Here is an 18,969-nt window from a genome sequence, read left to right as displayed (position 1 = left end):
CCGCTCGGCGCCTCGGCGGGCAGCCCGGTCCTGGTCATCCGGGACTGCGGCATGCGCCCGCCGAGGCGCCGAGCGGAGGGACCCGGCCCACTTCGTGCACGGTCATCCCGGACTGGCCGCCCCCCACCGCCTGGACGACCTGCGCCCAGTGCGGGGCGCGGCCGGTCTCGACGGCGACCCGCGCGCCGGTCGCCGCGGCACGCAGCGCGAGCACCTGAGCGGTCCACAGACCGCCGATGAGCAGCACGTCGTACGGCGTCGGACGGTTCACCCCCAGCACGGCGGGGTGGCCCTCGCCGGTGACACCGACGACGACGCCGTCGTCACCGATGGGCAGGGTCAGCGAGTCGAACTCGTCGACGGGCAGCGTGTGCCGCGGATGCCGGGGGCCGAGCAGCCCGAAGCCGGTGCGCAGCCGCTCCGCCAGCCCGGCGGGCCGCGTGCCGTCGCTGCCCGCGGCGGGGCTGCGCGGGACGGCGGTCGGGGTGGACATGGCAGCCATCAGCGAGCACCTCCGAGCGGCAGGGTGGCCAGAACTCCGGGCAGTTGCTCCCGGTCCAGACGGGCGAGCCCGGTCCGTGACTGCCGTGCCACGCGCTCCAGTTCCCGGCGGGATGCGGCCAGCTCCGTGCTGCTCCGCCCGGTCACGCGCACGTGCCCGGTGACCGAGACCTCCCGCTGTCCGCCGCGGGCCAGGGTCAGACTGAGCGTCGTCGCCAGCGCGGGCACCGCGGTCAACTGGGCCACCAGCTCCGGCAGTCCGGGGCCGGAGCCGCCGAGCGGGGGCCAGCGGCGCACCCAGTACGTGGTGTGTCTGCGGTTGTCGCAGCGCCAGCTGCGGCTGGTCTCCTCGGTCCGCCGCCGGGGCGTCTCGCTCTGCCCGGCCTGGGCGGTCACCATCGGGTTGGCGCATGCGGAGGTGGCGATGGCGGACGTCACCTCCTCCTCGGTGAGCACGTTCACCCGGAACCCGGCGCCGGTCAGCCGGCTCGCCAGGTGCTCCGCCGAGCGCACCAGGCACTTCTGGGCGCCGACGAGCCCACCGCCGCGGGCGGCCACGGCCTCCGTGCACAGCTCGGGGTCAAGCTTCAGCGCGATCCACATGATGCGGACCGCGGGGGAGGCGCTCTGCGCCTGCAACTGTGTGTAGTTGGTCACCACGACCGACTGCTGCGGCAGATGCGGCGCGGGCGCGGGCTGGGTGTGCAGCACGATCTGTGCGGATTCCAAGCGGATTCCGTCGACATCCAGTGCGTCCCGCACCAGGGCGAGCGGCAGCGGCCGGCGGCTGCGCTCGGCGCGCAGGGCACCGAAGTCCGCCTCCACCTGGAGGACCGCGGTGAGGAAGCCGCCGTCACCGACCATGCCCACGGGGCGCTGGTCACGGTCGTTGCCCCGGCTGTAGCTGTACGTCCGCAGGCTCGGGTCGCACTCGACGGCGGGGGCGAGACCGGAGTCGGTTCCCGGCGCCACGGGGGTGCTGGCGGCCTTGCGGCGGCGTGCGCGCAGCGCCTGCACACCGGCCAGCCACTCGGGCAGGGAGCGCCCCCGGCGCCGTACGAGCGCCAGAACGAGAAGGACCGCGGCGACGACGGCCGCCGGGATCAGCGCGTACGTCCCGATCACCCAGCCGCACACCACGAGCGCCGCCGCCAGCTCCAGCAGCACCAGCCGCTGCACGGCGAACGAGCCCCCGCGCCCCGAGCGGGCCCTGAGGTGCGGCGTGACAGCGCCCGCCGCGGCGGCCGGGCCGCGGGATCCCGCCGGACCGGCGCTGCCCGATCGGCCCGATCGTGACCTCGATTGCGATCGCGACCGGGTCCGCGGTGCCGAAGCCATCACTCAAAACCCCCGAATCTCTACCGAAAACCCTTGTCCGCACGCTCCTGCGAGTCCTGAGCGCCCTACCCATGACACACGCACGTCCACGCAACAGGCATAGTAGGGGCCGGGTCTGACGACCGAGGCACCAGAGGCACACCACGGGCGGGCGACGGAACAACCACCGCGCCCAGGGCTCCGCAACGGGGAGAGAGCGGACACAGATGGCATCACGCCGCGATGAACTCAACGCCTACACCTTCGCGAAGCGTCGCACACTCGCGTCGTTCCTGCGGCCTTCGCCGTCGGGTTCGGAGGAGGGCGCGCCGAAGCCGTTGAGCGCGGTGTGGCCCGGACTGGTCGTCGGCGTGGTGATCCTCGCGGTGTTCGGCGCCATCGGCCTGTTCAGCCCCACCGCGCCGCGCGGCTGGGACGCCCCGGGCGAACACGTCATCGTCGCCAGCGACTCGACCACCCGCTACGTCGTCCTCAAGACGAAGGGCGAGAAGCAGCTGCACCCGGTGCTCAACATGGCGTCCGCCAAACTGCTGCTCAACCCGGACAAGAACAGCATCATCACGGTCGACGAGAAGGTCCTCGACAGCGGCAAGCCCCCGCACGGCGCCACCATCGGCATCCCGTACGCCCCCGACCGGCTGCCCTCCGCGGACGAGGCGGAGGCCGCCAAGCGCTGGGCGGTCTGCGAGCGCCCGGGCGACGGCGGCCGGGCCATCCAGAAGGCGGCCTTCGTGCTCGCCGAGAAGGAGTGGGCGAAGACCGAGGGCCGCAACAAGCTCTCCGGCGGCGACCTGATGTACGTCGTCGGCCCGGACGGCAAGAGCCAGTACGTCGTCGACTCCCGCGGCTGGGCCTACCCGCTGAAGGACCCCGACGACAAGGAACTGCTCAAGGCGCTCGACACCCAGAGCCGCGCCCCGCAGCGCGTCTCCCAGGACTGGCTCGACACCCTGCACAAGGGCGACCCGCTGGAAATCCCGGCCATCGACGGAGTCCCCGGGGACGCGGCGAACGCCTCCGACAGCCTCGGCGAGTACGACAAGGTCGGCATGGTCATCAAGGCGTACGACGGCACGCGCATGCAGTACTACGTCGTCCTGCCCGGCGAGGTCGCCCGCATCAGCGAGTTCACCGCCACCCTGCTCCTGAACAGCGGCAAGCTCGTCGCCGTCGGCCAGACCGGCGAGGCCCAGCAGGTCAGCCCCGGCGCGGTCGTCGAGAGCACCACCTTCCTCGGCGACAAGAAGTGGCCGGCGTACAAGCCCAGGACGGTCAACAACGGCACCAGCGCCACCAGCGGCCGCAACACCGTCTGCAACGTGCTGCGCTCGGTGAACGCCAGGACCGGCGCGACCACGCTCGCCACCTGGTCGGGCACCGACTTCCCCGCGCAGCTGCCCACCGGCTCCTCCAGCGCGTACGTCACGCCCGGCTCCGGCCAGCTCTACCGCCAGTTCCAGGGCCAGGAGACCAAGGCGGGCAGCGTCTTCCTGGTCACCGACACCGGCCTGCGCTACGCGCTGCAGTCCAACAGCGACAGCGCCACCGACGACAAGGGCATCGGCACCTCCGCGGAACAGCGCAAGCAGCAGCTGGCCGAAGCGAGGATCGCCCAGACCCGGCTCGGCTACGAGAAGGTCGTCCCCACGCCCGTCCCCGTGGCCTGGTCGAGGTTCCTGCCCACCGGCCCGCGCCTGTCCGAGGCGGCGGCGCGGCAGCCGCAGGGCTCGTAACGCACGGCGCCCGCAGGAAGCCGTAGGAGCCGTAGGAGAGCGAACTGATGCTGAAGGCAGCCGACACGAGGCCCAAGGGCCGCAGCCGCGCGGTGGTGGCGACCCTGCTCGCCACCACCGCCCTCACGGCGACGACCCAACTCGCCCTCCCCGCCCCCGAGGCGCGGGCGGACGACAGCGGCCAGTGCACCTTCCCGTCGAAGAAGTACGAGGGCCGGCCCTGGGCCCTGCAACGCGTCAACCTCGACGAGCTGTGGGCCCAGTCGAAGGGCAAGGGCGTCCAGGTCGCCGTCATCGACACCGGCGTCGACATCAAGAACCCCCAGCTCACCCAGGCCGTCGACGTCTCCAAGGGCAAGAACTTCCTGCCCCCGAAGAACAAGAAGGGCGAGGAGATCGAACGCGGCAACGCCAGCGGGACGACGGACACCGTCGGCCACGGCACCCGCGTCGCCGGCATCATCGCCGCCCGCCCCGCGAAGGGAACCGGCTTCGTCGGCCTGGCCCCCGAGGCCACCATCATCCCGATCAAGCAGAACGACGCGGAGGGCAACGGAACGGCCCTGAGCCTCGCACGGTCCATCGACCACGCGGTGGACGCGGGCGCCGACGTCATCAACATCTCCCAGGACACCGCCAACGCGGTCAGGCCCGACGGGCGCCTGGAACAGGCGGTTCAGCGGGCCCTCGACCAGAACGTCGTCGTCGTCGCCTCGGCCGGCAACGACGGCCTCGGCGGCAACGTCAAGGTCACCTACCCGGCGTCCTACGAAGGCGTCCTCGCCGTGGCCGCCTCCGACCGCAACAACGAACGCGCCCCCTTCTCCCAGTCGGGCGAGTTCGTGGGCGTGGCCGCCCCCGGCGTCGACATGATCTCCACCGTCCCCGGCAACGGCCACTGCTCCGACAACGGCACCAGCTTCTCCGCCCCCTACGTCGCCGGAGTGGCCGCCCTGCTCAAGGCCAAGTACCCCAAGTGGACGGCCCAGCAGATCGTCGCCCAGATCGAACAGACCGCGGAACGCACCATCCCCGGCCACGACCGCCTGGTCGGCTGGGGCGTCGTCGACCCGGTCAAGGCCCTGACCGACGTCGACCCGGCCAACCCCGTCGAGTCCCCCCGCCCCGAGCGCAACCTCACCGGCGCCGAGGCCCCCTCGGTCGCCCCCGTCCACTTCGGCGAGACGGCCGACGAACGCAACACCCGCCTGGGCACCTACGTGGTCGTCGGCGGCCTGGTCCTCGCCGCGGGACTGAGCGGCACGGCGATCGCCGTACGGGACGCCCGCCGTCGCCGACGGGGCCTGCCAGGAGGCCCGGCATACTGACCCGGCTGTCCGTGATCCTCTTCGTCCTGGCGGCGATCCTGCTCCTCATGGCCTGCGTCAAGGCCGACCGCGTCCGCTCCTGGCGCGAGTCCCTCAACCCGTCCGCCCCGGACATCCCCGACGCGGCCTTCGTCGTCGCCCGCATCACCCTGATCGGAGTGGCGGTGGGCTGCGTCGTCACGGGCGTCCGGGGGCTGGGCGTCGAGGACGGCTCGAAGTGGAGCGACGACGAGCTGAAGAGCGCGGTGGCCGGGGCGACGACGGAGCTGGACGGCAGCTTCACCTACGGCGGCCCGCTGGACGACGGCGAACCCGCCGACTTCGACGGTGAATACGCCAGGACGGTCGAGGACGAGATCGCCGAACACGGCGGCGGCGACGCCCCCGGATACGGCGTGGACGCCGAACTCAGCGGCACTGCGACAGCCGATGAGGCCCATTACCTGATCACGGCCGACGGGGCGGCGACCTCGTTCTGCATGCACGTCAAGCGCGTCCACGACGGCTACATCGAGACGGTCGTCCCTGGGCTGTCGGGGGACGACGCGGCCGTGAAGGAACCGAAGTACAGCTTCGCCGTGACCAGCCGGGCCGGGGAATGTTGACGCGTCAGGCGACGTCGTCCAGGGTGACCGAAGGCGTCTCGCCGCGCTGAGCTTGTTCGGCGCGTTCGGCGAAGACGGTGGCGAACTTGCTCAGCGAGCTCTGCATCTCGACGCCGGCGCTCGCCTCCCCCACGGTCACCATGATGACGCTGCCCACCCGGACCTGGGAGAGCATGGTCCGCGCCCCCTCCTCGCCGGAGGCACCCAAGGCGCTCACGGCGTCGCTCTCGTCCCCGATGTCACCGAGATCCAGCTCACGGGGCTCAATGCTCTGGCCGCGCCAAGCCTTCCAGACGGCTCCATATGCCGACTGCGCGACGGCCGAGTTCTCGTAGGCCATCAAGACAAGATCAATCCTCGGCCTTCCCGCCCCGTAGAGAGCCGAGACCCCGGTGACGCGCGTCTTCGCGCACTCCGTCGGACCCTCGTAGCATCGGGCGACCCCTAGCTCCCGCGCCTTCTTCTGGGCATACGTGACGGGCTCGACCGCGGCCTTCCAGCCGGGGGCGACCTCGGCGCCCGGCAGCACGGCTTCGGCCCGCACTGCGTCGAGAGGCTCCGCCTCGTCCGATCCACTGCTGCCACAGCCGGCCAGGAGCAGGAACACCGCGCAGGACGCGGCGGCGTGCCGGGCCGGACGACGGCTTTCGCATCGCTCTCGCATCAGCGGCATGTGGCCGAGTCCTCGACAGCGTGGGTGTAGGCGGTCATCAGCTCCTGGACGGCGGCGGCGTCGTCGACGCCATCCGCATGGATCTCCAGTGTCGTGAACAGGTTGTGGTCAGGACGGTTCGGGGCGGCGCAGGACTTCACCCTCATCGCCGCTCCGGTGATGGAACGAATGGAGTCGTCGCCCGAAAGCTTCGCCGATTCCAGTTGCGGCACGGAACGAGCGACATCGGAGATGCCGTCTTCCTTCTCCCACCACTCCTGGCTCACGATGAGCGCCGCCTTGCCGTCGACGTTCACCTGACAGTTGCTCCTGCTGGGAACCGGTTTCTTCTCCTGCACCTTCAGCGTCTTGCCGACGGGGAGCACGTCGGAGACCAAAGCCGGGTCCACGGACACGCCGCACAGCGCCGCAGGGACGTCGTACTCCTTTCTCTCGTCCGAGCCCGAGCAACCGACCACCGTGCCGAACGCCGCTGCCATCAGCGACACTTCCGCGATTCGTCGAGCAAACAAGGAGAAAAGCCTCACCTTCGGTTCAGATCAGAAGCGGCGCCGGTGGAGGTGGCTCGCACCCTCACCGGCCGATCGAGGGTCAGATGTCCGTGACGAGTTCCGGCGCGACACGTTCCATGTAGTCACCGGCATCGAGGTAGCTCTTCGAGGCCTCGTCCTCCGCCCACGGTGCCACGTCGTCGGGGTGCGCGTGGCCGCGGGCCCCCTACAGTGCGAGCGCGGGGTTGTTCTGCCCCGTGTGCAGGTCGTCGCCCTTGCGGTTGCTCTCTTCCGGCCACCCCCGCTCCTCTAAGAGGTACTGGAGGCTGGAGAGGGTGACCTTGCCCCATTTGTCATCGCCGTCGGTGTCCCGCTCGAACGGATTGCCCTTGGCGTCCTTGTTGCCGCACTCCTGGCCGAACAAGTCGGTCGCCACGGCAGGGCTGTTGGACAGGCCCTTCGGATACCCGGTGAGCGGGTCGGATCCGCTGTCCTCGCCGATGTGGTTCAGCCTGGGAACCATGCCCGTGTGCAGCCAGGCCCCATGTCGGCGTGCTCGCCGCTGCCGGTGAGTCTGCGCTCGGTGGCCATGAGCTTGGCGCCGTGGTCCCTGAGGGACTGGTCGTCGTAACCCCCGTCCGCATCAGGTTGCTCATGACCTGGAAGCCCATGGGGCCGCCGCCGTTGGTGCCGTGAATCGGCTTGTCGCCGACGTCGACCATCGTGCGCTTCCACTCGGCTCGGCTGTCGGCGCTTCGTGTCAGGTGGATGCCCTGGTACCGGTGCTGTAGTTGAAACCCGCCCTGGCAACCGGGAGCGGTGGAGCACGGGGAGCAGGTCTGCGTGTCTGAACTGTTCGGCGTGAAGGTTCGGGGAAGGTGCGGCTACGTCCCGCAGACCACTGGTGAGAGGGAAGTACGGTTTCACATCGCCGACAACATGGCGGGGGGCCAGCCGGTGGGGCGAATCCAGCGACGTCGGCCACCTCTCGGACGACCGAGTGGCACGGCACGTCCCTTTCCGCTGTCGGCGGTCGACCGCGTGGTGCTCTCGGGGCGGACGCCCGGAGGGAGCGACAGCACGTTGGGGCAGGGGCGGGACGCGTCTCCGCGACCGCCCTCGGGGTGGTGGGGCGGCTTGGTCCCGAAGGCCCATCGTTGTCTGTGGAGGTTTTGCGGAGGCCGCAAGGAGGTGGTGCCCGCGGGATTCGCTCCGGCGCTCGGTAAGGCGGTAAATCGGTCAAACGGTGGCCCTTGTCTCGGTGCCGTAACCGAGTTAGGACACACCGCGGTTGGACCCGATGTGCAGGTTGACTAGAGTGGGAAACGCGTTGTCTGACGCGGCTCGTTGCGAGATCGTACGGCGAGCGAGTGATCGGTTCGGATCTGATCGGGACCGATGGATGTCACGGGGAAACGGGGAGGAGCATCGTGCTTCCAGACGACATGGCGGGGGGCGTGTCGGCAGCCAGGGCGACGGACCTGGAGGTCAGCGGGGCGCTGCTGAAGGACTTCGTCGACCGAGTGGACGCGGTGCTTCGGGGCCTTGAGGAGTCGGCCGGCAACCCGACGAGGGTGGGCGCGCAGACGATCAAGGCATCATCCGTGAGCAGCGGGCGGGCCGACGTCTTCCCGGAAGCGCAGAGCCTCTACACCCAGTACAACAGCGTCCACGAACAGCTCACCACCTTGTCCAAGACGCTGCACCTGCACATTGAGGCGATCGCCATCGCGGTCAAGGGCGCGGCCAACGGCTACGACAAGCTCGAGGACGAACAGCGTCGGCGGTTCCAGGAGATCCGCTGGGAGCTCGAATCGATGCAGGACGACAAGAGCGGCCAGCACTCCAGCAAGTCCGAATCGGGGATGGGGGCCTGACGATGAGCGAGGAGCAGCACAAGCAGGATCTGGAGCGCGCCACCAACCAGAACAACTTCGCCGATGTCGCTCGGGTTGTCGAGCACTCGGACGGTGGCGGGTGGATCACCCGGATGGTGACCGAGCCTGTCCGAGCGGTGGTCGGGTCCACCGCCCAGGGCAAGGCCGTCTTCGGCAGCACGGACTTCGGGGCGAAGGATCTCGACCTCAACGAGATGGTCGACCTGGTCGAACAAACGAACCCTGAGGACCTGGAGTCGTCCGGCAAGGCGCTGTGGGACGCGCGCGACGCCATCAAGGCGGCGGCGGATGAGCTCAGGGGTCGCATCGAGCGTGTCAAATGGAAGGGCGAGGCCGGCAGCAACTTCGGGGACTATGGTCGGTCACTCGTCAAGAGCGCGGACGGGGTGAGCGAGTTCGCCGGGAAGGCGGGCGACCAGATCTCCGCTGCCGCAGTGGGGCTGGCCTCGGTACGCAAGGCGATGCCGGCGCGTGACCCACGGAACCTGAAGCGACCCGAGAACTTCACCGATGTCGAGAAGGCCGAGAAGAAGGACGATTACGAAGCTGCCGTCAAGGTGGAGAAGGACCGCCAAGAGGCGATCAACCAGATGAACCGGTTGGCGTCGTACTACGCGGTCTCCAGCCAGCAGCTTTCGGTGTTGCAGGAGCAGCCTCCGACGTTCCGGTCGTTGCCGACCATGGGCATGCCGCCCATGAGGGGGAACCAAGGTTCGGATTCAGCCGGTGGAGGGGCCGGGACCGCGAGGGCGGCTGCCACCGCCACCGCGTACCACGCGCCTGTGGAATCGCAGGGCCGCTCCAGCGTGGACGGCGTGACGGACACGCGGGTGCCCCAGACCCCTGGCAAGGGGTCGGTCACGTATCCCGACGACGCTGTCGGTACCACCATCGACAGCGTGGGCACGTTGCCGCCGACCACGACGGCACCAGCCACAGGGAACCTGCCTCCGGTCACCGGTACACCGCCTACGACGGGTGGCCAGTCCGGCGCCTTCGACAACTACGCTCCCACGGTCCCGGGCAGGTCCACCGGCAAGACCACAGGTGGGACGAGTGGGCTTCGTACTCCTGCCACCGCCCAGGGGCGCACCCAGCCCGGTTTGGCCAATTCGGTCAACGGGCGTACCACCGGGCCCGGTGCCACGAACCAGATGGGTCGTCCCACGGCGACGGGCCAGTCGGCTGCCAGGGGAACCGGTTCCGGTTCCAAGCCGTTCCCGATGGGACAGTCGGGCGTGCACGGTGGCACTCCCCGCTCCGGCGGTACGGCGGCACCGCGGGCGAACGCCGGTCCGGTCACCGGAGCCGGTCGGACGAACGGAGTGGTCGGCGGACGGCCCGCGACCACCGGTGGTGCGGCGGCGAGGAGCGGGCCGAAGGTCCCTCGCGGCACGGTGGTCGGTGCCGGTCCGGCCGCTGCTGCCCGGCCGTCGACGGGCAGTCCTGGACAGCGTGGTGTCTTCGGTGCACCTCAGGCCGGCGTGAGGCCTGGTGCCGGCGCCGGTGGTGCTTCTCGAGGCGGTGCCACGGGAGGGGCCAGGCCTGTGACAGGCAACCCGGCAGCGCGTAACTCCGCTGTTCAAGCCGAGCGCAATGGCATGACGCGCGGCGGCGCCGGACTCGTCCGGCGGCCCGGTAAGGGCAAGCCTGACGACGAGAGAGAGGCCCAGGGGTCACAGCGTCCCGACTATGTGGTCGAGGACCAGGAGACACACCTGCCCGACAAGCCCCGGCGCGATGTGCCGCCGGTCGTCAACTGAGTGCTAGCGAGGACTAACAACGCCATGAAGTCAGGGACGACGCTCCTCGGTACATGGTGCGGTAGGCGAGTGCGTGCTGTAGGCGCGATCGTCGGCGCCCTGGCTGCAGTGGGCGTGGGGCCGGCGCCGAACGCCGCTGCCGCCGACGCCGAGTCGCAGCAGTGGTACCTGGAGCCGATGCAGACCGAGCAGATGTGGGAGGTCAGCACGGGCGAGGGTGTCAAGGTCGCCGTCATCGACAGCGGCGTGAACGCGAACACCCCGTCGTTGAAGGGGCAGGTGCTGGTCGACGAGGTTCCCAAGTCGGTTTCCTACCGAGCGACCGTCGACTACAGCGGTCATGGGACGAGTATGGCGGAACTGATCGCCGGTACGGGTGAGGGAGGCGGCATCCAAGGTCTGGCGCCGGGGGCCAAGATCGTCCCTTATCGAGTGGAGACTATTGATCAGTCGATGGAGGACAGAGAGAAGACGCCGCAGACGCACCAAGCGCTCAGGGCGGCGGCGGACAGCGACGCCAAGATCATCAGCATGTCCATCGGCGGCATGGGCTCCGACGAGGACAAGGCTGCGATCAAATACGCCGCTTCAAAGGGGAAACTGCTCGTCGCGGCCGTGGGCAACGACGGCTTCCCGGATGCGCCCGCCATCTTTCCCTACGTGATCGGCGTCGGGGCGGTCGACTCTTCCTACAACGTGACGGAGTTCGCGAAGAAGTCGTCACACGGCTTCGCCGACCTTGTGGCACCCGGTGAGGGGATTCCCGCCTGGTGCGACGGTAAGTTCCGTTCCTACTGCACGGCCGAGGGAACCAGCCACGCCACCGCTCTCGTGTCCGCCTCCGCCGCCCTGATCTGGTCCGCCCATCCCGACTGGACCGTCAACCAGGTCACCCGGGCTCTGCTCGACACCGCCAGCCGCGGCTGGCCCAAGGACAAACCGAGCAAGTACGCGGGCTACGGAATGATCCGTCCCCGAGTCGTCCTGGCGGATCCCAACTACGACCCGGGCCCGCCGGACGTCGACCCGCTGGCGAAGATCAACGGCGGGGACGTGCTGGCCAAGGCCGGTGCGCGGGACGCGAGCAACACCGACAACGCGGACAACGCGGGCAACTCCTCGTCCGAGCCCTCCGCTTCTGCATCAGGCGCGTCACAGGCCCCCGGGAAGGGTTCAACCGGCGGGACTTCGGCGGCAGGATCGAACGCGGAGACGGCAGCCGCCGACGGCGACAGCGGCAACACCCTGTGGATCCCCCTGGGCGCCGCAGCCGCAGTGATCGTGATCAGCGGTGCCGGTGCCGCCGTACTGCGGGCGCGGCGCGCGAGGTGACCGGACCAGCCCGAGCCGGGTGAACACCTGGCCGTGGGCCATGGGGCCTTCGGTTCGGCCTCAGCACCGTGTCCGCCTCGCCGAGGCCCGGACGCGGTACCAATCGACCGGATAACAGACAGTGGAAGGGATGGCTGGCCATGGCTATGGACCAGAAGCTCGAAGATGCAGCAGTAGTCAAGCTGCAGAAGCAGATGTACGAGAAGTACGAGAACATCCGCAAGCGGGTGCACAACCTCCAGGGCGTCATCGACAGCCTCGAGGGCGGGCAGTGGCAGGGTATCGGCCGCGCCGAGTTCGACAAGAAGCAGTACGAGATCAACGAGTCCCTGGCGAAGATCGGCAACATCCTCGGCGAGGTCATGGAAGCCATGACCACGACGCGCAACATCAAGGACAGCAAGGAGGACGAGGTCCGCGCCGCGGTCAACCGGATCAGCCTCCAGGACGGTGCTCCCACGGTTCAGACGTCTCCTTTCAGCTCGATGTCCTGAACCAGGCCATCGGTTCAGGGACATCGAGCAGGACACTTCTCCGCACATCACTCACCGCACACGAGCGAGACGAGGTAGGCAGGTATGAGCCGTAACGGTGACGGGCTTTCCGTCTCTTATGACGCGCTGGACTTCGCGGCCACCAACATCGGCAACGAGGCGAAGGCGCTCGAGCAGGATCTGCAGGAACTCCGGAAGATGGTCGAGAGCAGCAAGCAGTACTGGGCCGGCCAGGCTCAGGGCTCCTTCGGCGACAAGCTGGCCCGCTGGGACAAGGAAGCCAACGACATCCACCAGGCCCTGACGGGCATCGGTCACGTCGTCGGCCAGTCCGGCGGTACGTACATGGAAGGCGACAAGAAGGCCGCCAGCTACTTCCTGTAGCAGACGGCTGGTTCGCAGAACGGTTCCAGGGTGGGCGCGCGCGGGAGGCGCCCACCCTGCTGCTGTGCGGGAAGCGGGACGAGGAACGCCATGAAGGCACTGGGCAGTCGGCACGTGGACGCTGCCGGCGCACTGGCGGGGGCCATGGCCATGGTCGTCGCCACGACCACGGGGCTCGCCCCGAGCGCCGTCGCGGCCGACGCTCAGTCGCAACAGTGGTATCTGGGACCGATGCAGGCCGAGCGGATGTGGAAGGTCAGCACGGGGAAGGGCATCAAGGTCGCTGTCATCGACAGCGGCGTCAACGCCGACACCCCTTCCCTCAAAGGACAGGTCCTCGTCGACGAGGTCCCCGCGGCCGTCGCCTATCGCGCCACCGACGACTACACCGGCAACGGGACGACCATGGCCGAGCTGATCGCGGGCACCGGAGCGGGAGGCGGGCTGAAGGGCCTGGCACCCGGCGCCAGGATCGTCCCGTATCGCGTAGAGCTGGAAACCATGCAGGCCGAGGAGAGGGAGAAGGAGAAGACGCCCGACCTCTCGGACGCGATCACGGCGGCGGCCGACACGGACGCGCAGATCATCAGCATGTCACTCAGCTGGAGATGGTTCACGGGCAACGATCAGGCGGCCATCGACTACGCGGCGTCCAAAGGCAAGTTGTTGATCGCGTCCGTCGGAGACGAAGTCGATGAGGCGGGTGCCGGCTTTCCCGCCGACAATCCCTACGTGGTAGGAGTGACGTCCGTCGACGCCTCCGGCACTGTGTCGAAGGGTGTCGCACAGGGGTACGCCGATCTGGCGGCGCCGGGAGAGCGGATCCCCAGCTGGTGCGACGCGGACTTCCGCTCTTACTGTGTCGGCGATCCGGACACGCGGCCGGCCGCTGCCCTGGCCTCCGCTGCGGCCGCGCTGATCTGGTCGGCCCACCCCGACTGGACGGTGAACCAGGTCACCCGGTCTCTGATCGACACAGCCAGTCGCTCCTGGGCGAAGGACGACCCCAGCCGGTTTGCGGGCTACGGGCTGGTGCGCCCTCGCAAGGTCCTCGAGAACGACGACTACGACCCCGGCCCCCCGGACATCGACCCGCTCGCGGATGTGAACGGCGGAGATCTGCTGGCGAAATCCGGGGCGACGCGCTCTCCCGCACCCGCCGACGGCAAGGAGGCCACAGAGGACTCCGGCACGGTCACCTCGGCGATGGCGTCACCCAGCAACTACTACCACCCCCTCTGGCTCTCCCTGTCCTCAGTGGCGACGGTGATCGGTCTCGCCACCACGGGGATCGCCGTCCTGCGGTTGCGGCAGGAGCGCAGGAGGTGACGGGGCGGATGCGGAAGCAGCGACAGATCGGCCCGTATACCGTCGTCACCCGACTGGACAGCCGGAACACCGCTCCGGGCGCCGCCCCGCCCGAACACCGCTTCATCGCCCGCAGCCCCGACGGTGACCGCACTGTCCTGGTCAGCACGCCGTTGGCGACCACGGACACACAGCGATTCATGGCCGAGGCCGAGGCAGCCCGCTACCTGGTCGGTCCCTGGATTCTCCCGACCGCCGAACTGGCCGCACCCGGCGACCGGCCCTGGCACGCCCGGCCCTATCGGCCCGCCCTTCCGCTCCCCACCGCGCTCTCCGTGTACGGGGGGACCCTGCCCGAACGCACCGTGCGTGCCCTGGGAGTCGCCCTGGCCGAGACCCTGGCCGTCCTGCATGGACAGCAACTGACCCACGCGGGCATCTGCCCCGCCGCCGTCCTCCTCGCCGCGGACGGCCCCCGGCGCACCTGCTACGGAGCCGTCCGCGCGGCCGCCCCGGACGGCACACCCCGCCATGAGGCGCCAGGGCTGGACGCCGGCAGTCTTCCGCCCGAGCAGGCGGCCGGTGGCCGACCGCGGCCCATGGGAGACGTCTACGCGCTGGGCGCGACCCTCGCCTACGCCGCCACCGGACACACGGCACCCGCCCGGGAGGAACTGCCTCCAACACTCCGCTCGATCGTTCCGCGCTGCCTCGCCCGCGATCCTGCCTACCGGCCTCAACTGATCGAGCTCATCGACGCGTTGGCGGATCAGGGGGCGGCCCCGGCAGACTCCCGCACCCGAGCCGAGGCACTGCTCGTCCCTGGCTGGCTGCCCGCACCGGTCGTCGCCGCCCTCGCCCACCAGTCGGCGGCCGTGCTCTCCGCAGAGGTCCAGCCACCTCCTCAGCCTCGCGCCGCGGCTTTTGCCGTTCCCCAACCCGGCCACTGACGAACAAGAAGCCCATGCCCCTTCCCCTCACCCACGACGACCCCGTCGCCCTAGGCCCCTACCGGCTCATCGCCCGGCTGGGCAGCGGCGGCATGGGGACGGTGTACGCGGCGCGCTCAGCTGGCGGCCGCACGGTCGCGCTGAAGACCATGCATGCCGCCATTGCCGCCGATCAGGCCGCCCGCACCCGCTTCCGGCTGGAAGTCGATGCGGCCAGGGTCATCGGCGGCGAGTTCGGCGCACGGGTGATGGACGCCGATCCGCTCGCCCCTACGCCCTGGTTGGCCACGGAGTACGTACTCGGGCCGCCACTGGACGAGGCCGTCGAGGCCTCGGGGCCACTGCCCGAGGAGGCCGTGCGCGCACTGGGAGCCTCCCTGTGCGCGGCACTCGGCCGACTGCACGGCTCGGAAGTCGTCCATCGCGATCTGAAGCCGTCCAACATTCTGGTCACCGCCTACGGGCCGAAACTCATCGACTTCGGTATCGCGCGGGCCATCGGTGACGACAGGCTCACCCGGGTCGGCGCCGCCGTCGGCACGCCGGCCTTCATGTCCCCCGAGCAGGCGACCGGGCAGGACCACGACGCGGCCGGAGACGTCTTCGCGCTCGCCGGTGTCCTCGTCTTTGCGGCCACCGGGCGGGCACCTTTCGGCCACGGCCAGACCCAGGATCTGCTCTACCGGGTGCGCTACGGCGACCCGGACCTGAGCGGCGTCCCCACCGGCCTGGTCCCGATCCTGGTGCAGTGCCTGGACAAGAACCCGTTCCGGCGGCCCACCACGGCCGCACTGGCCGCCCGCCTCCACGACGGCACGGGCCACTTCGCCGACCACCTCCCGGACGCGCTGCTTGCGGAGATCGCCCGCCGCGCGACCGAGGTCTGGCACATCACGCCGCAGCGGCTCCCTGCCCCATCTCCTCTGAACGCGAGCGATGCGCCGCCGCCCGCGGTGATGTCCCGCAGGCGACTGTTGCTGGCAGGCAGCGGCCTCACGGTGGCCGCGGTGGCCGCCGGGGCGGGAGCCTGGGTGTGGAGCCGGCGGCCGACTTCGGCACCGACTCCACCCCTCGTCGGCCCGAGCAACAGCGTGCTGCCCACCAAAGACCTCGACTCGATCTGGCAGCGGCAGATTTCCGACTCGGCGTACGACCATCCGGCCGAGCCGCTCGTCGTGCGAGGCCTGGTCAGCGTGTCGACCGGCTCGGGCCTCGCCGGGATCGACGCCACGACAGGTGACGTCCGGTGGACGACGGGGAAGTACGAGCCGCCCTGGATCGTGGCAACGGACGGCGAGCGGATCGTGCGGCTCGCGGAGGGGGCCGATGAAGAAGAGGACAAGGCCGGCGGGCCTCCACTGACACTCGTCACCTTGGACCCCGCGACAGGCAACGCCGCGGAACCGTTCGCCGGGTTCACGGATCTCAACGGCGCCATGCTCTACGACCAGCTCCTGTGCACGGCCGACGGGGTCGCGTACGTCGCGGCAGGCAGAGGCAAGAGCGACGTCTACTTCCGGGCGTCCCAGTCGTGGTTCCTGCTGGCCGTCGACATCGGCAGCGGAAAGCGACTGTGGACCGTGCCGCTGCCCAGCCGTGAAGACGGATCGGAGCGTCTGTACTTCCTCACGGCGCGTGTCGTCGGCCGCCATCTGGTGGCGCTCCGGGAGACCAACGAGGGAAAGATCCGCATCGTCGTCCACGACACCGGGACGGGCGCCGTCCGCTGGGAGAAGCCGCTCGACGGCCTGTCACCGGACCGCCTGCGACAGCCCCTGGCGGCCGACACCCGCAACCTCTATCTGGGCACCGGCCGCCTCCAGGCGCTACGGCTCAGCGACGGCAGCCGGGTGTGGGATTCCTCGACGGGACGCCCCGACCGTACCTACGGCCTTCCGGCAGTCAAGGACGGTGTGGTGTACGCCGTCGAGAAGGGGCTCGGCCTCGTCGCGGTGGACGCCGACAGTGGACGGGTCACGTGGGAGGAGAAAGGCGGCGGGGGAGCGAAGGCGGACCTGACGGCCGCCCCTGTCATCGGGACCGACCACGCCTACAGCCGGCGTTCCTCGGATCTCTGGGCGATCGATCTCTCGTCTCGTACACCCACTCGCTCCTACCGGACTACCGGTGACCGATTCGTCGCCCATGAGAAGGCCGAAGTGACCCTCGCGCTCGGCGGCAAGTTCCTCGCCGCATTTCCCTTGGAGTAGGCGACCACCCGACCGAACGATCCACGATCCCGACAGAAGGCTTATCAGCGATGAAACCCCTGGGCACCGGAGACCCCCTGCGCCTCGGACCGTACCGCCTGCTTGGCGTGCTGGGCGAGGGTGGCATGGGCAAGGTCTACGTCGGCCAGGACCGGGCGGGGACCGTCGCCGCGGTGAAGGTGCTCCGGCCGGAACTCGCCCACGATCAGAACCTGTCCCAGCGCTTCGTCCGGGAGGCGCTCGCAGCCCAGGCGGTCCGCAGCACCGGTGTGGCGGCGGTGCTCGGCGCGCAGACCGAGGGCGGACGGCCCTGGATCGCCACCGAGTTCCTCGCCGGACTCACGCTGGACGAGGCAGTCGGGAAGTACGGCCCGCTCGACGAGGAAAGGCTGCGTGCCCTGGCGACCTCGATCGCTCGCACGTTGACGGACGTCCACACCGCCGGGTTCATCCACCGCGACCTCAAGCCGCAGAACATCGTGCTGACGGCGACCGGGCCGCGGCTCATCGACTTCGGCATCGCGCGTCCCGAGCACGGGCTCACGCTCACCACCACCGGCCAGATCCCGGTCACACCTGGGTACGGTGCCCCCGAGCAGGTCTTGGGCCGGCGGGCGGCGCCCGCCGCGGACGTGTTCTCCCTGGGAGCCGTCCTCGTCTACGCGGCGACCGGGCGGCGCGCCTTCCAAGGCGGCCACGTGGCCGCGGTGCAGTACGAGGTCGTCCATGGCGAGCCGCAGTGGCACGGGCTGCCACCTCACCTGCACGCGCTGATCGCGCCCTGCCTCGCCAAGGACGAGGCCGCACGACCTGGCCCTGTACAGATCGCCGTGGCGTTCGGTGCCCCCAAGAACAGCAAGCGAGTGTGGATGGGAGGTCCCTGGGCGGAGGAGATCAAGGACCGTGAGAGCCGCGTACGGCGGCTCGCCGCACCCCCCGTGCCCGACAGCCCCGCCGCGGCTGCCGCTTGCCTCGATGTGCCGCGCCGCCGACTGCTCACCGGCCTCGCTGCCGGCGGCGCCGTGCTGACCGTGAGCGGTGCCGCGACGGGGTGGTGGCAGCTCCGGGAGAAGTCACGCAAGGAAGCGCGAGAGGCCTTGTTCTCCCTTCCGCCCGCCGTGCGGACACCGCAGGCCCGTCTGCTCGACGCCGATGCGGGTGACTACATCGTCGACGGGTCTCCCAAGGCGCTGTGGAACGTCGAGATGGTGGTGGACTCCGAATCGCCCGCTCCGCTGCCTGTGAGGGACGTCGTCGTCATCGGAGCGTTCGGGGGGATCGCGGCCCACAACGTCGTCGACGGCAAGCGGCGCTGGGAGCGGTTGGACCTGCTGTCCAGCCAGTATCTGTCGCTGTCCGATCAGCTGATTGCCGCCATCGACACGAAAGGAACGCTGGTGACCTTCGTCCCGTCCACGGGTGAGCCAAGGTGGACCGTGGATGCCGGCGCGAAGGCCCTGCTGGCCGCGGACAAGCAGTTGGTGTACGTCCTGACGGAAGACGGGCGGTTGCGCGGTGTGCGGCGCTCGGACGCCACCATCCGCTGGACGGCGAAGCTGCCTGCGGCGTATCGGGGCAGACTCTTCACGAAGGCGTCGCTGGCCGCCGGCCGACTGGTGCTCCCGACGACGGACGGCCACGTCCTGGCCCTGGCGTCGGAGGACGGGCGCTTCGCGTGGGAGCGACGCGACCAAGCCGACAAGGCATCCATATCACCTGCTGTCCGGGACGGAATCCTGTACGTCAACGGCAGAACGCTGAGTGCATGGAAGCTGTCGGACGGCACCGAGATCTGGTCGCATCAGACCAAGGACATGTACGACATACCCGCCGAATGGGGACCGGTGACCGTCCATGGAGACTCCGTATACGCGTGCGGCATGTTTCCCGAACGGCGTCGCGCCGCCGACGGCGGCAAGGTCTGGAGTTCCAGACGCGGCGGCAGCGCTGCCAGCCCCATC

At 69.8% G+C, this 18,969-nt stretch carries 15 protein-coding genes and 2 pseudogenes; 12 read left to right on the top strand and 5 right to left on the bottom strand.

Features of this window, described 5'->3' with window-relative positions; all coding sequences use genetic code 11:
* Positions 1-55 precede the first annotated feature (55 nt).
* A pseudogene (locus CCN42_RS26540) lies at positions 56-493 on the bottom strand (hypothetical protein); the annotation flags it as partial.
* A gap of 8 nt (positions 494-501) precedes the next feature.
* Entirely contained in the window at positions 502-1,839 is a 1,338-nt protein-coding gene (gene eccE, locus CCN42_RS26535; protein ID WP_086739378.1) for a type VII secretion protein EccE, read from the bottom strand.
* Positions 1,840-2,045: 206 nt separating this feature from the next.
* Between eccE and eccB the strand changes: the two genes are divergently transcribed.
* From eccB to CCN42_RS26520, 3 genes are read left to right on the top strand one after another with little or no spacing between them, the layout of a single operon-like run.
* Positions 2,046-3,572, top strand: coding sequence for a type VII secretion protein EccB (gene eccB, locus CCN42_RS26530; RefSeq protein ID WP_086739376.1), 1,527 nt, complete (start codon positions 2,046-2,048; stop codon positions 3,570-3,572).
* Positions 3,573-3,619: 47 nt separating this feature from the next.
* Positions 3,620-4,900: a type VII secretion-associated serine protease mycosin gene (mycP, locus tag CCN42_RS26525; RefSeq protein WP_086739374.1), complete on the top strand. Its 1,281-nt coding sequence runs from the start codon at positions 3,620-3,622 to the stop codon at positions 4,898-4,900.
* An 11-nt stretch (positions 4,901-4,911) separates the two neighbouring features.
* The gene (locus CCN42_RS26520; protein ID WP_245877466.1) at positions 4,912-5,505 is read left to right on the top strand and encodes a hypothetical protein; all 594 of its coding nucleotides are present in this window, start codon (positions 4,912-4,914) and stop codon (positions 5,503-5,505) included.
* Positions 5,506-5,509: 4 nt separating this feature from the next.
* On the opposite strand, the gene CCN42_RS26515 is transcribed toward CCN42_RS26520, so the two are convergent.
* From CCN42_RS26515 to CCN42_RS44795, 3 genes and pseudogenes are all read right to left on the bottom strand, one after another.
* Positions 5,510-6,178 carry a hypothetical protein gene (locus tag CCN42_RS26515; protein WP_086739372.1) on the bottom strand — a complete coding sequence of 223 codons (669 nt, stop codon included), beginning with the start codon at positions 6,176-6,178 and terminating at the stop codon, positions 5,510-5,512.
* On the bottom strand, positions 6,169-6,705 hold the full coding sequence (locus tag CCN42_RS26510; RefSeq protein WP_143662013.1) for a hypothetical protein: 537 nt from the start codon (positions 6,703-6,705) through the stop codon (positions 6,169-6,171). Before CCN42_RS26510 ends, CCN42_RS26515 begins: the two co-directional genes overlap by 10 nt.
* 193 nt (positions 6,706-6,898) lie before the next feature.
* Positions 6,899-7,424: pseudogene (locus tag CCN42_RS44795) on the bottom strand (hypothetical protein); the annotation flags it as partial.
* A gap of 675 nt (positions 7,425-8,099) precedes the next feature.
* Between CCN42_RS44795 and CCN42_RS26500 the strand changes: the two are divergent.
* The 9 genes from CCN42_RS26500 to CCN42_RS26460 form a co-directional block, all read left to right on the top strand.
* Positions 8,100-8,546, top strand: coding sequence for a DUF2563 family protein (locus CCN42_RS26500; protein ID WP_086739366.1), 447 nt, complete (start codon positions 8,100-8,102; stop codon positions 8,544-8,546).
* Between the two features lie 2 nt (positions 8,547-8,548).
* On the top strand, positions 8,549-10,330 hold the full coding sequence (locus CCN42_RS26495) for a hypothetical protein (RefSeq protein ID WP_086739364.1): 1,782 nt from the start codon (positions 8,549-8,551) through the stop codon (positions 10,328-10,330).
* A 69-nt stretch (positions 10,331-10,399) separates the two neighbouring features.
* On the top strand, positions 10,400-11,662 hold the full coding sequence (locus CCN42_RS26490) for a S8 family serine peptidase (protein ID WP_245877465.1): 1,263 nt from the start codon (positions 10,400-10,402) through the stop codon (positions 11,660-11,662).
* 140 nt (positions 11,663-11,802) lie between these two features.
* Entirely contained in the window at positions 11,803-12,156 is a 354-nt protein-coding gene (locus CCN42_RS26485; RefSeq protein WP_086170607.1) for a WXG100 family type VII secretion target, read from the top strand.
* Between the two features lie 84 nt (positions 12,157-12,240).
* A complete protein-coding gene (locus tag CCN42_RS26480; protein ID WP_043504546.1) occupies positions 12,241-12,540 on the top strand; it encodes a WXG100 family type VII secretion target in 300 nt (99 codons plus the stop codon).
* A 90-nt stretch (positions 12,541-12,630) separates the two neighbouring features.
* Entirely contained in the window at positions 12,631-13,869 is a 1,239-nt protein-coding gene (locus tag CCN42_RS26475) for a S8 family serine peptidase (protein ID WP_211294805.1), read from the top strand.
* Between the two features lie 8 nt (positions 13,870-13,877).
* Positions 13,878-14,798, top strand: a complete 921-nt coding sequence (locus CCN42_RS26470; protein WP_086739360.1) for a protein kinase family protein — start codon at positions 13,878-13,880, stop codon at positions 14,796-14,798.
* 14 nt (positions 14,799-14,812) lie between these two features.
* Positions 14,813-17,008 (top strand): protein kinase domain-containing protein, encoded by a 2,196-nt coding sequence (locus CCN42_RS26465; RefSeq protein ID WP_086739358.1) that lies wholly within the window; start codon positions 14,813-14,815, stop codon positions 17,006-17,008.
* Positions 17,009-17,058: 50 nt separating this feature from the next.
* Positions 17,059-18,969, top strand: a 1,911-nt coding sequence (locus CCN42_RS26460; protein ID WP_107427649.1) for a protein kinase domain-containing protein, incomplete at its 3' end; no start/stop codon positions are given.

Origin of the sequence: Streptomyces glaucescens (genome assembly GCF_002154375.1) — a bacterium.
In the GTDB taxonomy this organism is placed as follows: Bacteria; Actinomycetota; Actinomycetes; order Streptomycetales; family Streptomycetaceae; genus Streptomyces; species Streptomyces glaucescens.
Note: the sequence above shows the minus strand (reverse complement) of the source record. Positions and strands in the feature narration are given on the sequence as shown.